The organism is Diaphorobacter aerolatus (genome assembly GCF_014489535.1).
Lineage (GTDB): Bacteria > Pseudomonadota > Gammaproteobacteria > Burkholderiales > Burkholderiaceae_C > Diaphorobacter_A > Diaphorobacter_A aerolatus.
Map to the genome: position 1 here is coordinate 1,471,589 of NZ_CP060783.1, position 23,135 is coordinate 1,494,723.

Annotated in this window: 17 protein-coding genes, 1 tRNA gene and 5 pseudogenes; 13 read left to right on the plus strand and 10 right to left on the minus strand. The window is 61.3% G+C overall.

All coding sequences use genetic code 11. From position 1 onward, the window contains the following. Positions 1–975: pseudogene (locus H9K75_RS06850) on the minus strand (LysR family transcriptional regulator); the annotation flags it as partial. Between the two features lie 127 nt (positions 976–1,102). On the opposite strand from H9K75_RS06850, the gene H9K75_RS06855 reads away from it, so the two are divergent. From H9K75_RS06855 to H9K75_RS06875, 5 genes and pseudogenes are all read left to right on the plus strand, one after another. Next, complete coding sequence (locus tag H9K75_RS06855; RefSeq protein ID WP_187725205.1) at positions 1,103–2,311, plus strand: MFS transporter; 1,209 nt, start codon at positions 1,103–1,105, stop codon at positions 2,309–2,311. 251 nt (positions 2,312–2,562) lie between these two features. Continuing rightward, positions 2,563–4,049: pseudogene (locus H9K75_RS06860) on the plus strand (nucleobase:cation symporter-2 family protein). A gap of 201 nt (positions 4,050–4,250) precedes the next feature. Beyond that, a pseudogene (locus tag H9K75_RS06865) lies at positions 4,251–6,547 on the plus strand (NADP-dependent malic enzyme). Between the two features lie 172 nt (positions 6,548–6,719). After that, positions 6,720–7,364 carry a TetR/AcrR family transcriptional regulator gene (locus H9K75_RS06870; protein ID WP_187725206.1) on the plus strand — a complete coding sequence of 215 codons (645 nt, stop codon included), beginning with the start codon at positions 6,720–6,722 and terminating at the stop codon, positions 7,362–7,364. Positions 7,365–7,399: 35 nt separating this feature from the next. After that, positions 7,400–9,114: pseudogene (locus tag H9K75_RS06875) on the plus strand (acyl-CoA dehydrogenase family protein). A gap of 247 nt (positions 9,115–9,361) precedes the next feature. Here H9K75_RS06875 and H9K75_RS06880 read toward each other — a convergent pair. After that, positions 9,362–10,309: a hypothetical protein gene (locus tag H9K75_RS06880; RefSeq protein WP_226858582.1), complete on the minus strand. Its 948-nt coding sequence runs from the start codon at positions 10,307–10,309 to the stop codon at positions 9,362–9,364. Here H9K75_RS06880 and H9K75_RS23660 point away from each other — a divergent pair. Genes H9K75_RS23660 through H9K75_RS06890 form a run of 3 tightly spaced genes read left to right on the plus strand, consistent with a single transcriptional unit; the run spans position 10,299 to position 12,921 of the window. Continuing rightward, complete coding sequence (locus H9K75_RS23660) at positions 10,299–10,565, plus strand: hypothetical protein (RefSeq protein ID WP_226858583.1); 267 nt, start codon at positions 10,299–10,301, stop codon at positions 10,563–10,565. The genes H9K75_RS06880 and H9K75_RS23660 overlap by 11 nt on opposite strands. Beyond that, the gene (locus tag H9K75_RS06885; protein ID WP_187725208.1) at positions 10,517–11,176 is read left to right on the plus strand and encodes a response regulator transcription factor; all 660 of its coding nucleotides are present in this window, start codon (positions 10,517–10,519) and stop codon (positions 11,174–11,176) included. The genes H9K75_RS23660 and H9K75_RS06885 overlap by 49 nt, the downstream gene beginning before the upstream one ends. Continuing rightward, entirely contained in the window at positions 11,173–12,921 is a 1,749-nt protein-coding gene (locus tag H9K75_RS06890) for a sensor histidine kinase (RefSeq protein ID WP_187725209.1), read from the plus strand. The genes H9K75_RS06885 and H9K75_RS06890 overlap by 4 nt, the downstream gene beginning before the upstream one ends. Positions 12,922–13,101: 180 nt before the next feature. Here the strand turns inward: H9K75_RS06890 and H9K75_RS06895 are convergent, their stop codons facing one another. The 3 genes from H9K75_RS06895 to H9K75_RS06905 form a co-directional block, all read right to left on the minus strand. Then, complete coding sequence (locus H9K75_RS06895) at positions 13,102–13,683, minus strand: YceI family protein (RefSeq protein ID WP_187725210.1); 582 nt, start codon at positions 13,681–13,683, stop codon at positions 13,102–13,104. Between the two features lie 113 nt (positions 13,684–13,796). Beyond that, a complete protein-coding gene (locus tag H9K75_RS06900; RefSeq protein WP_187725211.1) occupies positions 13,797–14,387 on the minus strand; it encodes a YceI family protein in 591 nt (196 codons plus the stop codon). A 40-nt stretch (positions 14,388–14,427) separates the two neighbouring features. After that, the gene (locus H9K75_RS06905; protein WP_187725212.1) at positions 14,428–14,994 is read right to left on the minus strand and encodes a cytochrome b; all 567 of its coding nucleotides are present in this window, start codon (positions 14,992–14,994) and stop codon (positions 14,428–14,430) included. Positions 14,995–15,307: 313 nt separating this feature from the next. Between H9K75_RS06905 and H9K75_RS06910 the strand changes: the two genes are divergently transcribed. Next, positions 15,308–15,397, plus strand: a tRNA-Ser gene (locus H9K75_RS06910). A gap of 88 nt (positions 15,398–15,485) precedes the next feature. Here the strand turns inward: H9K75_RS06910 and H9K75_RS06915 are convergent. The 5 genes and pseudogenes from H9K75_RS06915 to H9K75_RS06930 form a co-directional block, all read right to left on the minus strand. Further along, positions 15,486–16,277 (minus strand): enoyl-CoA hydratase/isomerase family protein, encoded by a 792-nt coding sequence (locus tag H9K75_RS06915; RefSeq protein ID WP_226858584.1) that lies wholly within the window; start codon positions 16,275–16,277, stop codon positions 15,486–15,488. A gap of 1 nt (position 16,278) precedes the next feature. Beyond that, the gene (locus H9K75_RS06920; protein ID WP_187725213.1) at positions 16,279–17,244 is read right to left on the minus strand and encodes a Bug family tripartite tricarboxylate transporter substrate binding protein; all 966 of its coding nucleotides are present in this window, start codon (positions 17,242–17,244) and stop codon (positions 16,279–16,281) included. Between the two features lie 62 nt (positions 17,245–17,306). Beyond that, positions 17,307–17,816 carry a zinc-binding dehydrogenase gene (locus H9K75_RS23665; RefSeq protein WP_264293988.1) on the minus strand — a complete coding sequence of 170 codons (510 nt, stop codon included), beginning with the start codon at positions 17,814–17,816 and terminating at the stop codon, positions 17,307–17,309. Positions 17,817–18,042: 226 nt separating this feature from the next. After that, a pseudogene (locus tag H9K75_RS25045) lies at positions 18,043–18,309 on the minus strand (alcohol dehydrogenase catalytic domain-containing protein); the annotation flags it as partial. A 4-nt stretch (positions 18,310–18,313) separates the two neighbouring features. After that, the gene (locus H9K75_RS06930; RefSeq protein WP_187725214.1) at positions 18,314–19,498 is read right to left on the minus strand and encodes a CaiB/BaiF CoA transferase family protein; all 1,185 of its coding nucleotides are present in this window, start codon (positions 19,496–19,498) and stop codon (positions 18,314–18,316) included. A 185-nt stretch (positions 19,499–19,683) separates the two neighbouring features. Between H9K75_RS06930 and H9K75_RS25460 the strand changes: the two genes are divergently transcribed. From H9K75_RS25460 to H9K75_RS06945, 4 genes are read left to right on the plus strand one after another with little or no spacing between them, the layout of a single operon-like run. Beyond that, on the plus strand, positions 19,684–20,358 hold the full coding sequence (locus H9K75_RS25460; protein ID WP_404826411.1) for an acyl-CoA dehydrogenase family protein: 675 nt from the start codon (positions 19,684–19,686) through the stop codon (positions 20,356–20,358). After that, positions 20,355–20,843 (plus strand): acyl-CoA dehydrogenase family protein, encoded by a 489-nt coding sequence (locus H9K75_RS25465; protein ID WP_404826412.1) that lies wholly within the window; start codon positions 20,355–20,357, stop codon positions 20,841–20,843. The genes H9K75_RS25460 and H9K75_RS25465 overlap by 4 nt, the downstream gene beginning before the upstream one ends. 34 nt (positions 20,844–20,877) lie before the next feature. After that, a complete protein-coding gene (locus H9K75_RS06940) occupies positions 20,878–21,942 on the plus strand; it encodes a hypothetical protein (RefSeq protein WP_187725947.1) in 1,065 nt (354 codons plus the stop codon). A gap of 20 nt (positions 21,943–21,962) precedes the next feature. Further along, positions 21,963–23,114 (plus strand): CaiB/BaiF CoA transferase family protein, encoded by a 1,152-nt coding sequence (locus H9K75_RS06945; protein ID WP_187725215.1) that lies wholly within the window; start codon positions 21,963–21,965, stop codon positions 23,112–23,114. The last annotated feature ends 21 nt before the right edge of the window (positions 23,115–23,135 follow it).

Consider the following 23,135-nt stretch of genomic DNA (forward strand, 5'->3'; position numbering starts at 1 on the left):
CGGGCCGACTTCTGCATGTCGCAGATCGACATGCTCCTTCAAATAATCCAGCACCACGCGGGTGCGCAGCGGCAGGTGGCCCGGCTTGCCGACGTACAGCGCGTGGATCGGTTCGAGGTCTCCGGGGTTGAAGTCTTCGAGCACGGCCTGTAGCCGTCCGGCCTGCAGATCGTCCCATGCGTGATAGAGCGACAGGCGCGCCAGCCCCGCGCCCTGGATCGCGAGCTTGCGCATGGCCTCGCCGTCGTTCACGCGCAGCGTCTCGCCCATGCCGACCGGAGAACGCTCCTGCGTGCGGTGATCGCACAACGGCCAGTGCGGCACGGCACGCGGGTAATTCCAGCCGATGCGCACATGGTGCTGAAGGTCGTCCGGATGGCGTGGTCTGCCCATGCGCTCGAGATACGCCGGTGCGCCAGCAATCAACTGGCGCGTGCGGCCGAGCAGGCGCGCCACGTTGTCCGACGACGGCAGACGGCCCCAGCGAATGGCGATGTCGGCGCGTGCTTCGATGAGATCGACCACATGGTCGGTGAAGCTCAGATCGAACACCAGTTCGGGAAACGTCTGCATGAGCGCCGGCAGCAGCGGCACGAGCAGTACCTGCCCGGTCGAGGTACTGGCGTTGATGCGCACCACGCCGCTCGGAACACTGCGCGCGGTGACCGAGGTTTCGAGTTCGTTGAGATCGGCCAGCACGCGCTTGCCGTTTTCAAACAGCTTGCGCCCTTCCGCCGTGAGTTGCAGATGGCGCGTGGAACGCTGCAGCAATTGCACGCCCAGCCGCGCCTCGAGCCGCGCGACGATCTTGCTGACGGCGGACGGCGACACCTCGCGCTTGCGGGCCGCCTCGGAGAAGCTGCCAAGTTCCGCGACCTGCACGAAGACCTCCAGCTCGCCCGAGCGATTGACGTCTGCGTTGATTGGCCTCGCGAAGGCAGGCGATGCGGAAACGGGCGATTGCGGGCGATTCATGACACTCCTGATGGCGATTTATTCCATCATGGCACAAGTCCGTTTCCATTGTTCCGTCTAATCAAAGCACGCAAAAGCGTGCACAGTGGCAGCCTTCACCCGGACAACCACAAGGACGGTATTCATCATGCCCGCCTCTCTATTGGCATTGGCCGCCGGTGCATTCGGCATCGGCACGACGGAATTCATCATCATGGGCCTGCTCACGCAAGTGGCGCAGGATCTGCATATCAGCATCCCCACAGCGGGCACGCTGATCTCGGGCTACGCCATCGGCGTGGCCATCGGTGCGCCGGTGCTCACGCTCGGCACGCGCGACTGGCCACGCAAGCGGCTGTTGCTGGCGTTGATGCTCATCTTCATCGCGGGCAATGTGGCGGCGGTCTTCGCGCCGAGCTACGGCTGGCTGATGGCTGCGCGTGTGCTCACCTCGCTCACGCACGGCACGTTCTTTGGCGTCGGCGCGGTGGTTGCGACCGGGCTCGTGTCACCGGAGAAAAAAGCCTCGGCCATCGCGCTGATGTTTTCGGGCCTGACGCTCGCGACGCTGCTCGGCGTGCCTGCGGGCGCCTGGATCGGCCAGCATTTCGGCTGGCGCATGTCCTTTGCCGCCGTGGCGCTGGTCGGGGTCGCAGCGTTCATGATCTTGTGGCTCTATGTGCCGCGCCAACTCGCCATGCCCGCACCCGCATCGCTCAGGCAGGAACTGGCCGTGCTCGGCAACGCGCAGGTCTGGCTGGGTCTGGGCATCACGGTGTTCGGCTTTGCCGGGGTGTTTGCGCTCTATACCTATATCGAGCCGCTGCTCACGCAGGTCACGCACATGAGCAATCAGCTCGTTGCGATCACGCTGCTGGTGTTTGGCGCGGGTCTGGCCATCGGCAACTACCTCGGCGGCAAGCTCGCCGACCGCAGCGGTGCGATGCGCGCGCTGTTCATCACGCTCGCCGCACTGCTGGTCGCGCTGATCGCGGGTCGCTGGACCTTTGGCAGCCCCTGGATCGCGATGACCTACGTGCTGCTGCTGGGCATCGCCGCGTTCATGACGGTGGCTCCGATGCAGATGCAGGTGCTGCAATCGGCTGGCTCGGCAGGCACCAATCTGGCGTCGAGCCTGAACATTTCCGCCTTCAATCTGGGCAATGCCATCGGCGCGTGGGTGGGTGGAGCCATCATCGCGGGCGGCATGGGCCTGCTGTCGCTGAGCTGGGCAGCCGGCACGCTGACGGTGATCGGACTGCTGCTCACGGGCGTGAGTCACTGGCTGGCTCAATCCGGCTCGCGCGGCACCACGCAGGCGCGCGGCAACGCTGCGCTGTGCACGAACGCCAAATGAAGCTGAAACGAACCTGAAACCCATACGCTGCTGATTTCGGCAGCGTGCCAACATGCCAAGCCCCAAGGTCCGAAATGGCCTTGGGGCTTTGTTTTAGTGGCACAACGGCGTCAGGGTTTGCTCGGAGATCTGCGCAGCATCGTTTTGTATACACTTTTTGTATGAATCATTGCGCACAAAAATGATGCCTTGGCGCCTGGCCCGATCCTTGCAACCAGGGCCTGTTCACACAACGATTGGAGTAGCAGCCCATGTCATCTACCGCCCACCCCGTAGACGAGAAACTTCCGCTCGGCAAGCTCACCACGCTGGGCTTGCAGCATGTGCTGGTCATGTACGCGGGGCGGTCGCGGTACCGCTGATCGTTGGCCGCGCGCTCAATCTGGCACCCGAACAGGTGGCGCATCTGATTTCCGCCGACCTGTTCGTGTGTGGTCTGGTCACACTGATCCAGGCCATGGGGGCCACGCAGTGGTTTGGCATCAAGCTGCCGGTGATGATGGGCGTGACGTTTGCGTCAGTCGCGCCGATGATCTCGATGGCGCAGGCCACGGGCGGGCAGGCCGGTGCGGGACTGATTTTCGGCTCGGTGATCGGCGCGGGCATCGTCTCGCTGCTGATCTCGCCGCTCATCAGCCGCATGCTGCGGTTCTTCCCTCCGGTGGTGACGGGCACGATCATCGCGGTGATCGGCATCAGCCTGATGCGCGTGGGCATCAACTGGATCTTCGGCAATCCCGTCGGGCCCACGGCACCATCGGTGCCCAACCCGGAGCACCTGAAATGGCTGGCCGAGGCGCAGGCCAGCGCGGGCGCTCCGGGCTCGTCGTTGCCACCGATCCCCAAGGGCTTCGCCGTGGTGCCGACGGTTCCAAATCCCAAATACGCCGACCTCGCGGGTGTCGGTATTTCGGGCGCGGTGCTCGTGACCATTCTGCTGATCGCGCGCTTTGGCAAGGGCTTTCTTGCAAACATCTCGGTGCTCGCCGGCATCATCGTGGGCGGCATCATCACCGCAGCGTTGGGCCTGATGGACTTTCACAAGGTCGCGAACGCCGCATGGTTCGACCTCGTGCTGCCGTTTGAAATCGCCACGCCGGTGTTCGATCCGGTCCTGATCCTCACCATGTCGCTGGTGATGGTGGTGGTGATGATCGAATCGGTGGGCATGTTCCTCGCGCTCTCGGACATGACGGGCAAACCCGTGACGCAGGACGACCTGACGCGCGGCCTGCGCACCGATGGCCTGGGCACGCTGCTGGGCGGCATCTTCAACACCTTTCCCTACACCAGCTTCTCGCAGAACGTGGGCCTCGTGGCCGTGACGGGCGTGAAGAGCCGCTGGGTCTGCGTGGCGGGCGGCGTGATCCTGATCGTGCTCGGCATCCTGCCGAAGATGGCGGCGCTGATCGAATCACTGCCCACAGTGGTGCTCGGCGGCGCGGGACTGGTGATGTTCGGCATGGTCGCAGCTACCGGCATCCGCATCCTGAGCAACGTGGATTTTCAGAAGAACCGCAACAACGCGATGATCGTCGCGGTGTCGATCGGCGTGGGAATGATCCCGCTGGTGGCGCCGAATTTCCGCCAGTGGATGCCGCATGCAATCCACCCGCTGATCGAATCGGGAATTCTGCTGGCCTCGCTGTCTGCGGTAGTATTGAACATATTCTTCAACGGCACCAGCGGCGACACCTCGGCCGCTGTGCGGGCTGCGGCGCAAGCCGACGCGCACTGAACCCCAAGTGCCAATCCGCATGTCTGAATCCTTTACCCAAGGAAGCTGGCGCAAAGCCCTCACGCTGTAAGGCGTCGGGGCTTTTTGTATTGTTTCGTCACACACATTCGTAGACACCCCATAGGGTTCGACCACATGAAATCGTGCGCGAGCTGAAGTAAGCTCTGTCGGACCTTCACATTGATGAGCAGTGAAAATCGTATGACCCAAAACTTGTCCGCCGCAGAATCGGCACTGCGCGAAGCCGCACTCGAATACCATCGCAACCCCACCAAGGGCAAGATTTCCGTCACCCCGACCAAGCCGCTGTCCAACCAGCGCGACCTGTCGCTGGCCTACTCGCCGGGCGTGGCTTATCCGTGTCTGGACATCCAGGCCGATCCGTCCAAAGCCGCCGAGTACACCTCGCGCGGCAACCTCGTCGGCGTGATCACCAACGGCACGGCGGTGCTCGGCCTGGGCGACATCGGCCCGCTGGCGGGCAAGCCGGTCATGGAAGGCAAGGGTTGTTTGTTCAAGAAGTTTGCGGGCGTTGACGTGTTCGACATCGAACTCGACGCGCGTGATCCGGACAAGATCATCGAGATCGTTGCCGCGCTCGAACCTACCCTGGGCGGCATCAACCTTGAAGACATCAAGGCGCCCGAGTGCTTCTACATCGAGCGCGAACTCTCCAAGCGCATGCAGATTCCGGTGTTCCACGACGACCAGCACGGCACCGCGATCATCTCGAGCGCCGCGCTGCTCAACGGCCTTGAGCTCGTGGGCAAGCAGATCGACAAGGTCAAGGTGGCGGTGTCAGGCGCGGGCGCGGCCGCAATCGCCTGCGTGGACGTGATGGTGGGCCTCGGCGTCAAACGCGAGAACGTTTACATGGTCGATTCCAAGGGCGTGATCTACGAAGGTCGCGCCGGTGGCATGGACGAATCCAAGGCCCGCTACGCGCAGAAGACCGATGCGCGCACGCTGGCCGACGTGGTCAACGGCGCCGATGTGTTCCTCGGCTGCTCGGCGCCCGGCGTGCTGAGCGCCGACATGGTCAAGACCATGGCCGACAAGCCGATCATTCTGGCGCTCGCCAACCCCGAGCCGGAAATCCGCCCGGAACTCGCCAAGGCCATCCGCCCCGACTGCATCATGGCGACCGGTCGTTCGGACTACCCGAACCAGGTGAACAACGTCCTGTGCTTCCCGTACATCTTCCGTGGCGCGCTCGATTGCGGCGCAACCAAGATCACCGAAGCCATGAAGCTCGCCTGCGTGCGCGAGATCGCCGCGCTCGCCAAGGCCGACGTGAGCTACGAAGTGGCTGCGGCCTACCAGGGCAAGGAGCTGAGCTTCGGCCCGACTACCTGATTCCCACGCCCTTCGACACGCGCCTGATCCTGCGCATCGCCCCGGCGGTCGCCAAGGCGGCGGAAGAATCCGGCGTGGCAACGCGCCCCATCGCCGACATCGAAGCCTATCGCGAGAGCCTGACGCGCTTTGTCTACCAGACCAGCATGTTCATGCGCCCGGTGTTTGCCGCAGCCAAGGCCAGCGTGCAGCGCGTGGCCTATGCCGAAGGCGAGGACGAGCGCGTGCTGCGCGCCGTGCAGGTCGCCATCGACGACGGCCTCGCCAAGCCGATCCTGATTGGCCGCCCGGCCGTCATTCAGGCGCGCATCGACAAAGCCGGTCTGCGCATTCAACTTGGCAAGGATGTCGAGATCTGCAATCCGGAAGACGATCCGCGCTTTCGCCAATACTGGGAGGCCTACCACAAGCTCATGGGGCGCGACGGCGTCACGCCCGAGGCGGCCAAGGCGGCCGTGCGCCGCTCCAACACCATCATTGCCGCGCTGATGGTGTATTTGGGCGACGCCGACGCCATGCTCTGCGGTCTGGTCGGCAAGTTCGACGCGCACCTGGGCCATGTGCGTGACATTCTCGGTCTGAACGAGGGCGCAAGCCAGCTCGCCACCGTGAACGCCGTGATGCTGGATACCGGCACCCTCTTCATCGCCGATACCTACATCAACGAAGATCCCACGGCGGAGCAGCTTGCATCGATCGCGCTGATGGCCGCAGAGGAAGTGCAGCGCTTCGGCCTTCCGCCCAAGGTGGCGTTCCTATCGCACTCCAGCTACGGCTCGTCCACGCGCCCATCCGCACTCAAGATGCGCAAGGCACGTGACCTGTTCAGCAAGATGGCTCCGCACATCGAGTGCGACGGCGAAATGCATGGCGATGCCGCGCTGTCCGAGAGCGTGCGCCACAGATCGCTGCTGGACGCCAGCCTGACGGGATCTGCCAACGTGTTGATCTGCCCGAACCTGGACGCCGCGAACATCCTGTTCAACGTGCTCAAGCAGACCGGCGGCCACGGCACGACCATCGGCCCGATCCTGCTCGGCGGCGGCGGAGCAGCCGACGTGCTGACCCCTTCCGCCACCGTGCGCCGCGTGGTCAACATGACGGCACTGGCTGCGGCCAACGCTGCAGGCAAACGCAAGTAAGCCGTTCCGCCTTCCCCGAAACGCCGCGAGAACTCGCGGCGTTTTTTTATGCCGCCTCGCCAGCCTGACGACTTAGCCTGTGGATGGCACGGCGCAGTCAGTGAAAAAATCGACATGAATTCCAAAGAATGAACTATGATTCATAATAACGTGAATCAACATTCATTCTTTCATGGCCTACCGTCAAACTCCGGCTGTCGAAGCCCGCTTGCAGGACAACCGAACCCGCATCCTCCTGGCTGCCCGTGCGCTGGTCAGCGAAGGCGGCTGGCAGGAAGCCCAGATCGCCAACGTCGCCACCACGGCGGGTATCGCCACGGGCACGGTCTATCGTTACTTTCCCTCCAAGGCCGAACTGTTTGCGCAAGTGCTCTCGCGTGTTTCGCAACGGGAGGTGGATGTGCTCGCCGACATCGCGGCATCGCAGGGCACGGCCCACGAACGGCTGCATTCGATGGTCACCACCTTCGTGCTGCGCGCCATGCGCAATCCGCGCCTGGCCTATGCCCTGATCGCCGAGCCCTGCGACAAGGCCATCGACGAGGTGCGCCTTGAATACCGCGCCGCGATCAGCGAGGTGATCCGTTCGGTCATCGCGCAAGGCCAGTCCAATGCGAGCATGCGCCGCGACGTGCGCGCCGACATCGCCGCCACCGTCATCGTCGGTGGCTTCATGGAGGGCCTGATCGGCCCGCTATCGCCGCTCATCAGCACCTCGCAATTGAATGAAGCCGACCAGCGCCTGGAGATCGCCGCGCTGGCCGATCAGATCGCAGCGCTCGCATGCACCAGCGTCGCTGCGAGCCCTTCACGTTAAGCCCCTCCCCTACAACCGCAAAGGAGACAGACAGCATGAACCAGCCCCTTTCAAGCGCCGCCCTCGCCGAGCCGGCCAACCGTTACCAGACGCACGAGGTACGCAATCAGGCACAACCCGCCAATGGCTTCAATGCGTTTTCCGGCGACGCCGTGCTGACCGCTGCCATCGAGCGCGAAGCGCCCTGGGCCGCAGCGCGCTGCGATGCGCTCGGCGCGGTGGCGGGTGATGCGAACGTGCAGGAGCTCGCGCGTCTTGCCAACAAGCACCACCCTGAACTCAAGACCCATGATCGATTCGGCCACCGCGTGGACTGGGTGGACTTCCATCCCGCGTGGCACGAGCTGATGGCGCTCGCATGGAAGCATGAGGTTCCCAACCTCACGTGGCGCACCCATGAACCCAACGGTCACTACGCCCGCGCGGTGCTCTCGTATCTGTGGAATCAGGTCGAGCAGGGAACGGCCTGCCCACCGGCATGGCCTATGCGTCGTATGCGGGATTTTCGGCAGAGCCCGCGCTCGCGATCTGGGCCGAAAAATCAAGGGGTACGCAATACGAATTCAGCCGCCGCGAAGTAGGCGACAAGCCGTCCGTGGTGATCGGCTACGCGATGACCGAAAAGCAGGGCGGCTCCGATCTGCGCGAGACGCAGACCACGGCGCGCTTCTCGCACACCGGCGACTACCACGGCGCAGTCGCCCACTGGTATGAACTCACCGGCCACAAGTGGTTCTGCTCCGTGCCGCAGTCCGACGGTTTCTTCACACTCGGCAAGGTGAACGGCGGCGTGACCTGCTTCTTCCTGCCGCGCACGCTGCCCGACGGCTCGTTCAACCGCTTTTTCGTGCAGCGTCTGAAAGACAAGGCCGGCAATCGCTCGAACGCTTCGAGCGAGGTTGAATACGCCGGCACGCTCGCGATCCGCGTCGGCGAAGAAGGCCACGGCATTCGCGAGATTCTGTCGCACGCTCACCTCACGCGCCTGGACTTCGCGGTCGGCTCCGCCGGGCTCATGCGTCAGGCGCTCACACTCGCGCTGCAGCACACCACCACGCGCAGTGCGTTCGGTACCTCGATTGCCGAGCGCCCGATGATGCTCAATGTGCTGGCCGACATGGCGGTCGAGGTCGAGGCCGCCACGCTGTTTGCGTTGCGCGTGGCCAAGGCAACCGACGGAATGGATCGCGGGGACGAGCACGAACGGCTGCTCGCTCGCGTGGCGACGCCCGCGGCCAAATTCTTCAACTGCTCGCGCGCGCCTGCCATCGCCAATGAAGCATTGCAATGCCATGGCGGCAATGGTTTCATCGAAGAGAATCCGATGGCGCGCCTGTACCGTGAAGCGCCGCTCAACAGCGTGTGGGAAGGCACTGCCAACATGATGTGCATGGACGTGCGCCGCGCGATGCAGCGCACGCCCGAAACCCGCGACGCGCTGCTCGCAGAGTGGCAGAAGCTCGCAGGTCAGGATGCACGTTTCGACCGACTTGTGACCCACACGGGGCGGCTCATCGACGCAGCGCTCGCAGACGAATACCTGGCGCGCCCGATGACCGAAGCCATCGCCCGCACGATCCAGGGCGCCGAGTTGCTGCAACACAGTACCGCGGAAGTGACCACCGCCTTCTTCAACACGCGCTGCGCCGCCGCTGGCAGCGACTGGGGATCGCACTTTGGAACCATGGGAGCAAACGTGAGCGCGGACGCGGCACGCCGCATCGTGCAGCGCGCCGACGTCTTTGGCTGAAGAGGCTTTGAGGGCCGGAGGCCAGCGACATCCCTGATGTCCAGGCAGTCAGTTTTATACAAATGATTTGAATTCAAATCATTTCATAGAATCGACCGCATGCTGCTGCATCTCACCCCCATGGGGCGCATCTTGCGCGGCGCCACTCGGACGAGGGATGGCCGCGACTCGCGAACTGTTCCGTTTCACAAAGAAGAAAGCCCCGCCGTGTCTTTTTGACACATGCGGGGCCACCGTGCTTACTGGATCAGTTCCAGCTCATTTCGATCTTGTCTGGTTCCGTAGTTTCACTCGGACTCTGTGTCCTGATATGGAACCCGGCGTATTTACCGCTGGCACCCAGCCATTGGGTCCACTTGATCAACGAAGAAAGCGTGCTTTCACCCGTCAATTCGAGCTTGCAGGTCTCGATCGTGCCCAGCGGCGTGGTGATGGTTTCCCGTCCGCGATACGTGTACGTCAACGTCGTTTTGACCGCAACCGGGGCAGCTCCCGGCTGTACCGTGACTACATCCACCGTTTGCGTGTAGGTCTGATTGAGCGGAAGCGAAATCGGCACTTCCAATGCCGGCGAAAAGTACGATTCGTTGGGGGCGGACTTCAGCATTTGCGAACCATATTGAACAAACTTGCCACCAATCAAATTGGTGTACGAGTCCCACTCAAGTCCGATGGTGTCGACCGCATGCGTTTGATGCGCACTAACCCCACGGTATGTGACGAGCCCCATCGCCTTGTTGGTCTCCACGCGTCCCTTGGTCGTGATCGACCATGTATTGCCCGCGCCACGGAAGTTGGGGTTGTCCATGCAGCTTGCCGTCTCACCGCCACCCGTGCCGGGATCTACCGGTGCATTGGTGTCAGTGCACTCCACAGCCACATTGCTCACATCCCCCTGAGCCGTGCCCGAGCCATTGGTGACCTTGCAATTCTGTCCATCGGGCTGCGCAGAAACGGTGACCGAATACTGGCTACCCTGCGCGACGACGTTGTTGAACGCGAACTTGCCGTTCTGAAGCGCGCGCAAGTCACTGCCGCCGTTGTTTTGAAGCACTACAGACTTACCCGAACCCAGTCCCGAAACGTTTCCACCGATCACAACGCCCAGCGCCGGATCGGGTGGATTGGGATTGCCTTCGTCGTCATTGTCATCGTCGCCGCAAGCGGCAAGCGACGCCAGAACGATGGCGCTCATCGCCAGTTTGGTGCAGCACTTCATTCCTCGCATTTTCGATACTCCTGTTCGTTATAGACAGATAAACTCTATCGAAAATGAAGCATTGATACATCCTACTCACGTAGGGTTGCCAGATCGATTTCGCCTTGCAATGCTTGACGCTGGTTCGCTATGTTTTGTCGTCCGTTATTGGTTTTTTAGCTACAAGTTCCACCCGCTGTTCTCATGCAAAGTACAAATGAGCAGCCTGCGTCGTTTGGCAGTGCTGCGGTGATCGATGACCACCCGCTCGTCGCCAAGGGACTGGCCGAGTACCTGACTTCGCACTGCCGTTTCGACGACGCGAAAATCTTTGTTTCTGCCAGCGAATTTCTCTCTCGTCCCTTTGAGGAACGTTCAGGATTTTCGTTGTTCCTCGTCGACTTCTGGATCGATCGTCAAGCCGCTTCGAGCTTTCTGACACAGTTGCTTTCGAGTCATCCGCACAGCAGATTGCTGGTGATCAGCGCGGACTCCGGCTCGGAGGTGCCAACCCACGTGAAGTCCTGCGGCGCGCACGGCTTCATCGGCAAGCACGCGACGCCCGATGAGTTCATCAAGGTGGTCCAGTCGGTCATGCAGAAGAAGACCACGTTCAGCATGCCCAACGATGAGGAGAACGGGCCTGCCACGCTGCAACTCGAACTCGTGACCCGCTATGGGCTCACGGAACGCCAGGCCGAAGTGATGTCCCTGGCGATGCGCGGATGGACCAACAAACGCATTGCCGACCGGCTCGGCATGGGGGAGCAAACCGCCAAGGATCACATGAGCGTTGTGCTCTCCAAGCTCGGCGTACGCAATCGGGTGGAGGCCATCGCCCTCCTCGCGGGACAGCGCCTGTGAGCCAACCGCTTGTGAGCGCGGGGGAGTTGCAGCCGCAGACGTCCGAATCGCAACTGAAGCTGCTGACCATATCGCTGAACCGCGTGGTGTTCAGCGTGCATGCCATTCCGCTGGTCGCCATGGTCTTTCTGTTTGCCATGTGGTGGCATCGCTATGACGTTGTGCCGATGGCGATCTGGGCACTCCTGTACGTGGCGGGAGCGCTGGTGATTCGCCGCTGGCAGGCGCGATTCGTGGCCGATTGCGAGACGCGGCCTGCTCATGAAGTCAATGCGCAATGGATTCCGCGCCTCAAGCGCGCAGCCACGATTCACGGCCTCGCGCTAGGCTCAGGCACCTGGCTGGTCGCGATGACCAAGGATCCGATACTCAACATTTTCTGGCTCGTGAGTATCGCGGGAATTCTGGCCATCAACGCCACGCACCAGACCGGAATTCTGAACAGCTTTCTGCGGTTTTTCGCACTGTGCTGGGTGCAGGTCGCCCTCGCCACACCGTGGACGGTGCCCAACTACTCCGGTCTCACGCTCGCTCTCACGGCCATCTACGCGCTGGCGCTGTACCACCATGCCAAGGGCATTCACCGGTTTCTCGTGCAGCAGATGGACCTTGAACAAAAGAGCCTGATACTGGCCATGCAATATCAAAGTGCCAAGGAACAGGCCTTGAGCGCACTCGCCGCCAAGAACAGCTTTCTGATGACGGCCAGCCACGATCTGCGCCAGCCGGTTCACGCACTTGGATTTCTGATCGAGTCGATCTCCTTTCGCAGCACCGATCCGCATCTGCGCCCCGCTCTGACGGATTTGCGCACCGCGGTGAAGGCGGTTCAGATCATGTTCGACTCGCTGCTCGATCTATCGCGCATCGAAAACGAAACGGCGGTAAGAGCGCCCGAACGACTCGACATGAACGCCATCATTGTGGAAACGCTTTCACTCTTTGACGGCGACGCGCGAGCCAGAGGCTTGCGCCTGCGCGCAAAAGTCAGCAGCCGCGCCAAGCATGCGATTGCCGACCCGGTGCTGATTCGGCGGGCGCTGGTGAACCTCGTGCAAAACGCCCTGCGCTACACGCTGGAAGGCGGGGTGCTGATTACGGCTCGCCGATTCGATTCGATGTTGCGGCTCCAGGTCTGGGACACGGGGATCGGCGTGGCCAGCGAGGATCAGACAAAAATCTACTCGCCGCTCTACCGATTGGAAAACGCCTGGCACATCTCCAGCGAAGGCCACGGGCTGGGCTTGTCCGTGGTCGCGCGATGCACCGAACTCATGGGCACTCAGCACGGTCTGCGCTCTCGCGAAGGCAAGGGTTCGATGTTCTGGTTTGATGTGCATGCCGCGCAAGCGCGCGAAGACTCCACGCAATCCGCGCCCCACAGGGATGCAGAGTCGGCCGTGACCGCGTTGCTGCGCGGCCGCTGCCTGATCGTGGATGACGATCCGCTGGTCTCCAACGCATGGGAGCACCTGCTCACCTCGTGGGCCTCGAAGTGCGCAGCGCTGCGTCGGGAGCGGCTGCCTTCGTTCTCGTCGATGGCGGCTATTCGCCCCATGTCATCCTGTGCGATCAGCGGCTGCGCTCGGGCGAAAGCGGTGTCGAGGTATTGGAGGCCTTGTTCGCGCAATGTCCGCAAGCCTGCGGCGCGATGGTCAGCGGCGAATTCAATTCGCCCGCACTCGCGCAGGCCGAGGAATCCGGGTACACGGTTCTGTACAAGCCGGTCGATCCATACATGCTGAGACTGTTGATGGAGCAATGGCTCGAAGGCGCGCCGAACGATTAGGGCCTGTCACGCCACTCTTCGCGCTTGCGCGACCCCGTGGGTTGTTTGAACAGGCCCCATCCCCCATAAGAGACAACAGAAAAGGGCCGGCATCTTCCGACACCGACCCTCACTTGTCAGCCGACTTGAAGAAGAATTACTGCTTCACGGCTTCGATCTGCGCGACGATGCGCACGTTCTTCGGGAAACCGTACTGCACGCCGTAGTCCACGCCGAAGGCGGTGCGGTCGATGGTGGTTTCAAAGTCACCACCGCACACTTCGCGCTTGAGCATCGGGCTTTCGTAGCAGGCGAACTGGTTGGCCTTGAAGGTCACGGGCTGGCTCTTGCCCTTGATCGTCAGATTGCCCGATACCGAAGTCAGCTTGTCACCGTCGAACGTGAACTTGTCGCCCACGAACTTCGCCGTCGGGAATTTCTCGGCGTCAAAGATTTCGGCGCTTTGCAGATGCTTGTTGAACGGAGGCGTGCCCGAGTTGACCGAGTCGATGTGCAGCGTGAGTTCCACCTTGCCGGTCTTGGCGGCCTTGTCGAGCTGAACCGTGCCTTCCTTCTTGTCGAAACGTGCACGGTTGACGCTGGCACCAAAGTGGCTGATCTCGAACGTGGCAAACGTATGTGTCGGGTCGATTGCGTAGGAAGCCGGTTCTGCGTGAGCGGCGGTGCCGATCAGTGCGGTTGCGGCGGCGGCGGCCAGGGCGAGAACGTATTTGCGCATGTGATTACTCCAAAGAAAAAAGTCGCGTCGAAAAATCAGAAATAGTCAAGACAGGGATAAGCCAAGGCGTAACGACATACGTTCACGCGTTCTCGGCCAACCAGCCTGCCTGATCAGAGCTTGGGCACACCGGTCAAAGCCAGCTTGAACTTCACCTGTACGTCGTCGGCCACCATGGACGTGTCGGCCCATTCGTTTTCGCCGATCTTGAAACTCAGTCGCTTGATGGGAAAGCTTCCCTGCGCGGTCGTGGTAGCGCCGCTTTGTGTGAGCGTGACGGGAACCACCACGTCCTGGCTGGCGCCCTTGATGTTCAGCTTGCCGGTCACCTCATACTTGCCCGCGCCCACCGATTTGATCGACGAGGACTGGAATGTAGCCTGAGGGAATTTCGGCACGTTGAACCACACGGACTTCGGCAGTTCCGCATCGGTTTCCTTCACGCCGAGCGTGGCACTCCCGGTATCGATGGTGAACGCCACCTTGCTCGTCGCGAGCTTGGCGGGATCGAACGACACCTGGGCGTCGAACTTCTTGAATTTGCCCTCCACGGGCACACCCATCTGCTTGCTCACAAACGAGATCTCGCTTTGTGCTGGCACAAGCGCCTGCTGCGCCAAGGCGGCTGGCGCGGCCATCAACAACGCAGCGGAACCCGCCACCACGACACCCGCGCTCAACGCGGAAAATTTATTCGTCCACATCACTATTCATTTCTCCTTGAAGGAAAGCGATCCCAGAAACTCAGGTCCGACCCGGCAACATGCGGCCAAGCAGTCCGTCACGGTCAATGACCTGATGCTTCACCACTGCCGCAACGTGCAGCACGACCAGCGCTGCCAGGGCATAGGCGCTGTACGCATGCCAGGGCTTGATCGCCTTGGCCAGTTCCGGATCCACCGGAACAAAATCAGGCAACGGCAGCGCGCCAAGCCAGACAATCTGAAAACCCGAAGCCGAGCTGTAAGCCCAACCAAGCAACGGCACGGCGAGGAACAATGCATACATCAAGAAATGCACGGCATGGTGAGCAAACTGCTGCCACTCCGGCATGGTCGCCAATACCTTGTCAGGCAGTTGTGGCGGACGATGCGTGAAGCGCCAAAGCAGGCGCAGCACGGACAACGCCAGAATCGTGACCCCTGCCCATTTATGCCAGTTGTACAACTTGAGGCGCTGCGGCGAAAACGGCAATCCCGTCATGTACAGGCCCACGCCAAACAAGGTCACAAGCGCCAAGGCCAACACCCAATGAAAGGTCTTGGCCGTCGCGGTGTACCGAGTCGGCCGAATTTGCGAAGCTGCCTGCATGTAGAAAAGTCAATCCATCACGGTCTATTCTTCGATTCCCGGATGGCAGCGCCGCGCTCACGTCATCCAGAGTTCCATCTGTCGATTCATCGATGGCCCAGTCGTTCAATCACCAACCGACCCGAGTCTAGAGTGCGGTGAATGCACGAAGTTTCAATCAGATTGTCGCTTCTATTCAAAAAATATGAATTATTGGCAATTTGCTCAGTGACAGAGAGGGACGCCGCATTCGTCATCCAGGGTTGCAAACCAAAGCGCGAGCCATGCGCCAAACGCTTTCGAACCCCGCCGATTGTGTAGAATACGCGGCTTCGGAGGTTTGGGTGAGTGGTTTAAACCAGCAGTCTTGAAAACTGCCGAAGGGGTGACCCTTCCGTGAGTTCGAATCTCACAGCCTCCGCCAGGACAGAAAAATCAAGCGCCTTTTGAGGCGCTTTTTTTGCATATTGACCGCCACATTTCGCCAAGGCCGATGATCGCATGAAGGCGGCTCACACCCCCGCAAACCTCGGCTTCCGCTTCTCGACAAATGCCCGGTTCCCCTCGATGCGGTCACTGCTCGAATACGGATCCGGTCCCACGTTCAGGCGTAGGGCAGCGGACGCGGGGAGTCCTGCGCTTTTCAGTACCACCGCTTTCATGCGTTGAACGGAGAGTGGTGCGTTCTCGGCAATGCGCTTTGCCAGTTGGTGAACGAAGCTGCGTAGGGCCTTGGGCTCTACCACGTGATTGATCAGGCCGATTTCATGCGCAAACTTCATATCGATCAATCGACCGGTAAACAGCAGCTCCATCGCAATGGCTCGCGGAATCAGTTGGGGCAAGAGAACGCTTCCGAAATTGGCGCCCATGCCGACTCTGGCTTCGGGCAAGCCGATTCTTGCGCCTGTTGCGCCCACTCTCAGGTCGCACGCCAACGCAAGTTCGCAGCCTCCACCTGCGGCCACGCCGTTGATGGCGGCAATCGTCGGCTTTTGGAGCTCGAGAATCACTTCATTGAGGTTGCGCTCAGGACCTTCCATGGGATGTGTCATCTGCCCTGCCGCATCGAGCTCTTTCAGGTCAACACCAGCAGAGAACGCTCTTGCGCCCTCGCCGGTATAGACAATCACGCGGACGTCGCGCCGTGCATTCAGTTCCAGCGATGCCTGCACCAGGCGCTTGAATGTGCCGCGGGTCAATGCGTTCATGCGCTCGGGGCGGTTGATCGTGATCCATCCAACCTGATCTGCAACGACAACGACGACTTCCTTCGGGTCTCCGTCCCCAATCGCTTCGGTCACTTCAGTTCTCCGGCTGGATGCCGGCCGTCTTCATGACTTCAAGCCAGATGCTGCGCTCACGGGCGGCGAACTCCGCAAATTGTTCGGCCGTCATGGTGCTTGGCGTCACGCTGGCGTCGGCCATGCGTTTGCGCACTTCGGGGCGATTGGAGGCCGCAACCAGTGCCTTGCTTACCTTGTTGACGACCTCGGTGCTGGTGTCCTTCGGTGCCCACACTCCGTACCAGCCGGTTACGTCAAAACCGGGCATGCCCGATTCGGCGATGGTCGGGACATCGGGCAATTCAGGCATGCGCTCCTTGGTGGAGACCGCCAACGCACGCATCTTGTGCCCTTTTATTTGCGTCATCACGCTGGCCGCCGTGGAGTACATCATGTCCACGTGTCCACCCAGCACGTTGGTCACTGCGGGCGCGTTGCCGGAGAACGGAACATGGGTCATCTTGACCTTGCTTAGCAGCGCTACCCGCTCGCCTGTCAGATGCGGTAGCGAGCCCAGTGCGCCCGATGCGAAGGTGACGTTCCTGGTCTTTGCGGCTTCCAGCACCTGTTTGAACGACTTGTAGGGTGACCCTTCCGCAACGACCACCAGAATGGGCGCAGATCCAAGCACTCCGACCGGTTTGAAATCCTTCATCGGATCAAAGCTCAGGTTCTTGTACATCCCCTCGTACATCACATGGCCCGAGGTGTTCGCCAGCAAGGTATAGCCATCGGGTTTGCTGTTGGCGACAAAGCGCGCGCCTATGGTTCCCGATGCGCCGGGCTTTTGCTCGATGACGATGGGCTGTCCCAGCGCAGCACCGAACTCCTCGGTCAAAAGCCGCGCGAACGTCTCGGTGGCACCGCCTGCCGCGTAGGGCGAAACCATCACGATGGGACGGCTCGGGTACTTGTTGTCCTGAGCAATGGCGGCAACGCCTGCGGCGCAGATGCAGGCGGCCAATGCGATTCGTCGGAAATTCATGGATGTCTCCTGGTTTTGTGGAAAGCAAGTACTGCGAAATACTGCGAAATGCGATGCTGCGGCTATTCCTGAGGACGCAACACGACGCGCCCGATGACCTCACGCGAGCTGATCATCTGGAAGGCCTGGCGAAACTCGCGAAGCGGCAACACCGCGTGCGCAAGCGGTCTGAGCTTGCCCTGACGCGCCCATTCAAACAGCGTGTCGTAGGCGCGGCGCAGCCTTGCATCATTGGAGGTCGGCACTCCATGGCGCCCCCAACCGAAGTAGTAGCCCCAGTAAACACCGAGAACCGAAATGTTCTTGACCAGCACGATGTTGGCAGGGACAGAGGGAATCTCGCCGCTGGCAAAACCCATAGGGATGATGCGTCCTTCGGGGGCAATGCAGCGAAGGGATTGCTCGAACGTCTCGCCGCCCACAGGGTCGTAGATCACATCAGCACCACGCTGCCCGGTCAGCGCCAGCACGGCGGTGCGCCAATCGCAATCGCGGTAGTTGATGGCATGGTCCGCACCATGCTCTCGGGCAACGCGCAACTTGGCTTCCGATCCCGCTGTTGCAATCACCACTGCACCGAGTGCCTTTGCCACTTCGACTGCGGCAAGCCCACTTCCACCCCTGCCCGTGCACCAACACCACCTCTGAAGGCATCAGGTTGGCTCGCCAACTCAACGCGCCGTAAGCGGTGCCGTAGATGGTCGGAAACTGCGCCCCCGCCTCATAGGAAATATCTGCGGGAAGACTGAATACGGTCTGCTGGGGTGCGACCACTTCCTGGGCATAGCCGCCGCACTGCACTCCCGCGATCACGCGCTCGCCAGTGCTGAACCGTGTGACGTCACTCGCGACCTCGACGATCACACCGGCGACTTCGGTTCCGGCGATGACCGGCAACGGCGCGCGATTCTGGTGTTTTCCCTGCATCACCAGAAGACTCGCAAAGCTCGCACTCGCTGCCTCGACGCGAATTCGCACATGTCCCGGTCGCATTGTCGGCGCGTCGATCTCCTCAAGTTTCGCCACCTCGAAGCCGGCGTATTCACGGCAGACGACAGCCTTCATTTCCTCACTCCTTCGTGGCACCTGTTTCGAACATGCTCTGAATCTCCTGCGAGGACAGTCCTGCCTCACGAAGAATTTCGCGGCTGTGTTCACCGAGATTGGGCGTTGGGCGAGACGGGCCGGGCTGTGTGGCCGACCAGGTGCTCGGTGATTTCATGACGCGGATGTCACCCTCCGTCGGGTGTTGCGAGATACCGAAGAAGCCAGACTTCACGAGATGCCCATCGGAGAGCAGCGAGTCCATGGTTTCGAGCCGCGCAACGGGGATGTCTGCGGCCCCCAACCGCGCGATCCAATCTTCGGTGGTTCGCTCCTTCAATGGGTAGGCCACCAGTTCATACAGCGCTTCGAGATGCTGCGTGCGCTGGCTCATGGTGCGAAATCTGGGGTCGTCCATCGCGCCCTCATGCCCCAGCACTTTGAACAGCGCGTTCCACTGCCGGTCCGTCAACACCATCAAGCAGATCGAGCCATCGCGTGTGGTGAACGGCCGGCGTATGGCGGCATAACGCTGGAACACGGCGGGCCCTTGCGCCGGCTCGAACGTGAGCCCCGCCATGTGATCCGCAAGGACGAGCGATGCGACGGTTTCGAGCATCGGCACTTCGACGAATTGCCCTTGACCCGACCGCAACCTGTGAAAAAGCGCCCCTAGAACCGCATTGGCAGCGCAAATGCCTGTCACCCGATCGGCGATGGCGATGGGCGCATAGCGTGGCGCGTCGCTTGGGCCATGCAACGAGGGGATTCCGGCAGCGGCCTGAATCAGGTCGTCGTAGGCAGGCTTGTCCGCATCGGGGCCACTGCTACCGTAGCCAACGATGTTCACATAGATCAGCGAGGGGTTGATCGCCTTCAGATCTTCATACGACAAGCCCAAGCGTGCGAGGGCCTTGGGCCGGGTGTTCGTCACAAGCACCTCTGCCTTGGCCACCAGCTTCAGCAACGCATCTCTGGCACTGCCCTGTTTGAGGTCGAGCACCAGGCTGCGCTTGCTGCGATTGGCGTGCAGAAACATGGCACCCATTCCGGCATGCCTTGCCGGACCCATGGCGCGGATGCTGTCGCCTTCGGGCGATTCGATCTTGATGACATCCGCACCCATGTCACCCAGAAGCTGAGTGGCAACAGGCCCTGACAGAGCGCCAGTCAAGTCGAGGATCCGGATTCCGATCAAGGGCCCGCTCATGAAATTCTCGTGCCGACGAGTGAGTAAATTGATTGCATACTACCAAGTATTTTAAATACTGCTTTACGCCTATTCATAGCGGGAAATCACCAATCAATACACTTTAATGTTGACTGTCAAACCACTTTTTACAAGTTAGAATACCAAGTAGTATTTTATGTACCCCAGCAACCCGGAGACCTGAAATGACCGTCCTGTGGCAAATGCCTTTGAATCCGGAATCCCTGCGTTGGCAACAGACTGCGGAAAAGCTCACCGCCGAGAAATTCGCCCCGCTGGCCGACTCCATTGATCGCGACCAACGTTATCCCGTCGAACATCTGGGGCCGTTGCTGGAATCAGGCATCTCCGGCATGTTCCTGCCAAAGGCTTATGGCGGCGGCGGTGCCTCGCTGGTGTCGCTGGTGACCGTGGTCGAAGCCATCGCCGCAGGCTGCGGCTCCACTTCGGCGATCATGGCCGCGCTTTCACTGGGTGCGTTTCCCGTGCTGCTCGGCGGCAATGAAGCGCAGAAGCAGGCCCTGCTGGGCGGACTCGCGCGCAAGGGTGAAGCCGTCAACTTCGCGCTCAGCGAACGTGGGGCGGGTTCGGACGCGGCAGCCATCACCACGAGCGCGGTGCGCGAAGGCGATGGCTGGCGCATCCGGGGTGAGAAGTGCTGGCTGGGTAACGGGGGCATTCCAAGCATTTCATTGTGTTTGCGAAAACCAGCAATGAAGAGCGCAACAACATCAGTGGCTTCTGGGTACCGCGCGATACCGAAGGCGCAACCGTCGACTTCTACGAGGACAAGATGGGAATTCGCGGCACCACGACTACCAATTTCAAGGTCGATTCGTGGGTTCCGGATTCCAGCATGATCGGGGAAGAAGGTCAGGGATTGAAGCTGGCCTTGTCCACCCTGAACGTCGGACGCATCGTGGTCGCCGCGCAGGCCCTGGGAATTGCGTTGTGCGCCTACCGTGAGGCCGCCAGGTTCGCGGCAGCGCGCCAAACGTTTGGCCGCAGCATCATCGATCATCAGGGCATTGGCTTCATGCTAGCCGATGCGGCCACCCAATTTTCCGCGGCGCGCATGCTGACGTACGAAGCCGCCAGGGCATACGACGAAGGACGAGACGTCAGCACGCTTGGTGCCATGGCCAAACTCTTTGCCAGCGAGGCATCGCACAAAATATGTGATGACGCGATGCAGATTCTCGCGGGTCGTGGATACGTGAAGCCCAACGTCGTCGAACGCTGCTACCGTGACCAACGCATCACCGAGATTTACGAAGGCACTTCCGAGATCCAGCGGCTGGTCATTGCGCGCGCAGTCAAACGCTCTGCCGACACCCTGTCGTAAACCACCGTATGTCGCTCTGCCGGATTCCATGACCATGCAAGCATCTTCATCTCCCACTCCAGAACCCTCGGTCGAAGCCTGGCGCGCCGTCGCGAGCCTGTACCACGCCTATTTCACGGGCATCGTCCTGTTTTCGGTGTCCAGACTGGGACCGGCCAGGGCCCGGGAACTGGTGTACGAAATATTCTGTCGCCAGCGCAGGGAACGTTTCTTGCCGGGACTGAAAAAGCTCAACATCGATCATCTGCCACCGGCCGTGGCGGCGGCGCAGTACCACTACCTCTCCAATCACATTGGCGGGGTGTCAGTGGAATACATGTACGAATCGGATCGTAAGGCATGGATACGCTATGCCGCGCCACGCTGGATCTGGTCGGGTACCGCGCTGTGCGGCATACCACCGGAGGTCTCGCAGGCCATGCTGCTCGGCTGGCATGCCCAGAACGGCAGCATGCTGAACAATCCCCGTCTTGGATTTGTGTGCACCAAGCAGACGGTCGACGGGCAATCCGGGCTCGAAGGCTATTACTGCGAGTATGAATCCGACCTGCAGCCACACGAGCGGCTGCGGTTTGCGCGGCATGAAGATGCGCCCGACTTCGAGCCCGCCAAAGCACCGCAGTTGCCCATCGAGAACTGGCCTCCCGCGCGACTGGCCAAGGCACATCGCAACTACGCAATGGAGTACGTGCGCTCGGCCTTTCCTACGGCGCTTGAGCTGTGGGGACCGGAAGAAGCAACCCATCGACTGCGTATGGCCGCCAAGATGGTGGGCATGCAGTTCTATCACGAGGTTGCACAAGGCCTCGGCGCAGGCTTTGCGCCAGACGCGGCGGGGTTCGCGCTGTTTCTCGCGGCCCTCGGTGAAGCCCACGGCAATCCCTCGAGCATCGAGCGGCGCGGCAATGCCTGCGTCGTGACGCAAACCGGGTGGGCGTTCCGGGAAGGCTTGGATGAATGGGTTCCCGAACTGGGACTGGCCTGGAATGGGCTGCTTGAAGGAGCCCTCTATGCGCACAATCGCCGCATCCAGATGCAGTTCCATGCACACGAATCATCATCGGGAACCTCCGTTCTGACATGGACACTGCAGGATTGAAAACACGAGGACATCTCAGCATGGAATTCACCAACAACGGCGCACTCCAGGGCATCAAGGTCGTCGACGCCGCACGGGTTCTTGCCGGCCCTTTTGCGGGCCAGATCCTCGGGGATCACGGTGCGGACGTGATCAAGGTCGAAAGCGCCGAGGGCGATGAATGCCGAGGATTCGGGCCACCGTTCATCAACGGCAGTTCCGCCTATTTCAATGCCGTCAACAGAAACAAGCGCAGCGTCGTGATCGACCTTGCGACGGAATCCGGACGCGAGAGCCTGTTTGCCATGCTGGACGATGCCGATGTGCTTCTTGAAAACTTCAAGCTCAGCACCTTGCAGTCCTGGAACATCCCCGACGCCGCCTGGTTCACGCAACGATTTCCGCGGCTCATCCACTGCCGAATCACAGGCTTTGGCGACCACGGCCCGTATGGCGGACTCCCCGGCTACGATGCGGCGGTTCAAGCCATGGCGGGGCTTTTATCGATCAATGGCGACGTCGGGGCGGACCCGGTTCGCATCGGTGTGCCGGTCGTGGATCTGACGACCGGGATGAATGCCGCCATGGGCGTGCTGCTGGCCTTGCAGGCCCGCAATCGCACGGGACGCGGCCAGCTCGTCGACGTCAGCCTCTACGACAGTGCGCTGTCCGTGGCTCACCCGTTCCTGACCAACTACCTGCACTCCGGCAAGGTTCCCGCGCCCACGGGAAACAAGCACGCCAACATCGTTCCCTACAACGTCTACAGGACAGCGACCGTTCCGCTGTTTGTCGCCGTGGCAAATGACCGCCTGTTCGCCAAGCTCTGTATCGCGCTCGGTACACCACAGTTGCCACAGGACCCGCGCTTTGCCTCCAACCGGTCACGCGTCGAGAACCGGGACGCATTGGAGGTGGAGCTAAGCCGCGCGTTCGCGCGCGTCGATGGCGAAAGCTTCGGCCAGCAGCTCCTCGCCCAGGGTGTGCCTGCGGCACCGATCCTGGACATTGAGGCAGTGGCTCGATCCGGGCACGCGCAGTTTCGGGAAATGGTGGTGACTCGCCCGGACTATGTCGGTCCCGGAATTCCGATCAAGCTGTCGGACACGCCTGCAAGCATCCGCAAGCCTCCTCCCGCCATCGGAGAGATGTCACTCGACGCCGTACAAGGCCCATTCGGCAGTTCGGGCTAGGACCCAGGCCGTACCGCGCGC

What these genes read in the sequence shown, in the direction of transcription:
- H9K75_RS06855 (WP_187725205.1), top strand. Translation starts at nt 1,103, where the DNA reads ATGCCCGCCTCTCTATTGGCATTGGCCGCCGGTGCATTCGGCATCGGC.
- H9K75_RS06870 (WP_187725206.1), top strand. Translation starts at nt 6,720, where the DNA reads ATGGCCTACCGTCAAACTCCGGCTGTCGAAGCCCGCTTGCAGGACAAC.
- H9K75_RS23660 (WP_226858583.1), top strand. Translation starts at nt 10,299, where the DNA reads ATGGCGCTCATCGCCAGTTTGGTGCAGCACTTCATTCCTCGCATTTTC.
- H9K75_RS06880 (WP_226858582.1), bottom strand. Translation starts at nt 10,309, where the DNA reads ATGAGCGCCATCGTTCTGGCGTCGCTTGCCGCTTGCGGCGACGATGAC.
- H9K75_RS06885 (WP_187725208.1), top strand. Translation starts at nt 10,517, where the DNA reads ATGCAAAGTACAAATGAGCAGCCTGCGTCGTTTGGCAGTGCTGCGGTG.
- H9K75_RS06895 (WP_187725210.1), bottom strand. Translation starts at nt 13,683, where the DNA reads ATGCGCAAATACGTTCTCGCCCTGGCCGCCGCCGCCGCAACCGCACTG.
- H9K75_RS06900 (WP_187725211.1), bottom strand. Translation starts at nt 14,387, where the DNA reads ATGTGGACGAATAAATTTTCCGCGTTGAGCGCGGGTGTCGTGGTGGCG.
- H9K75_RS06905 (WP_187725212.1), bottom strand. Translation starts at nt 14,994, where the DNA reads ATGCAGGCAGCTTCGCAAATTCGGCCGACTCGGTACACCGCGACGGCC.
- H9K75_RS06920 (WP_187725213.1), bottom strand. Translation starts at nt 17,244, where the DNA reads ATGAATTTCCGACGAATCGCATTGGCCGCCTGCATCTGCGCCGCAGGC.
- H9K75_RS06930 (WP_187725214.1), bottom strand. Translation starts at nt 19,498, where the DNA reads ATGAGCGGGCCCTTGATCGGAATCCGGATCCTCGACTTGACTGGCGCT.
- H9K75_RS25460 (WP_404826411.1), top strand. Translation starts at nt 19,684, where the DNA reads ATGACCGTCCTGTGGCAAATGCCTTTGAATCCGGAATCCCTGCGTTGG.
- H9K75_RS25465 (WP_404826412.1), top strand. Translation starts at nt 20,355, where the DNA reads ATGATCGGGGAAGAAGGTCAGGGATTGAAGCTGGCCTTGTCCACCCTG.
- H9K75_RS06940 (WP_187725947.1), top strand. Translation starts at nt 20,878, where the DNA reads ATGCAAGCATCTTCATCTCCCACTCCAGAACCCTCGGTCGAAGCCTGG.
- H9K75_RS06945 (WP_187725215.1), top strand. Translation starts at nt 21,963, where the DNA reads ATGGAATTCACCAACAACGGCGCACTCCAGGGCATCAAGGTCGTCGAC.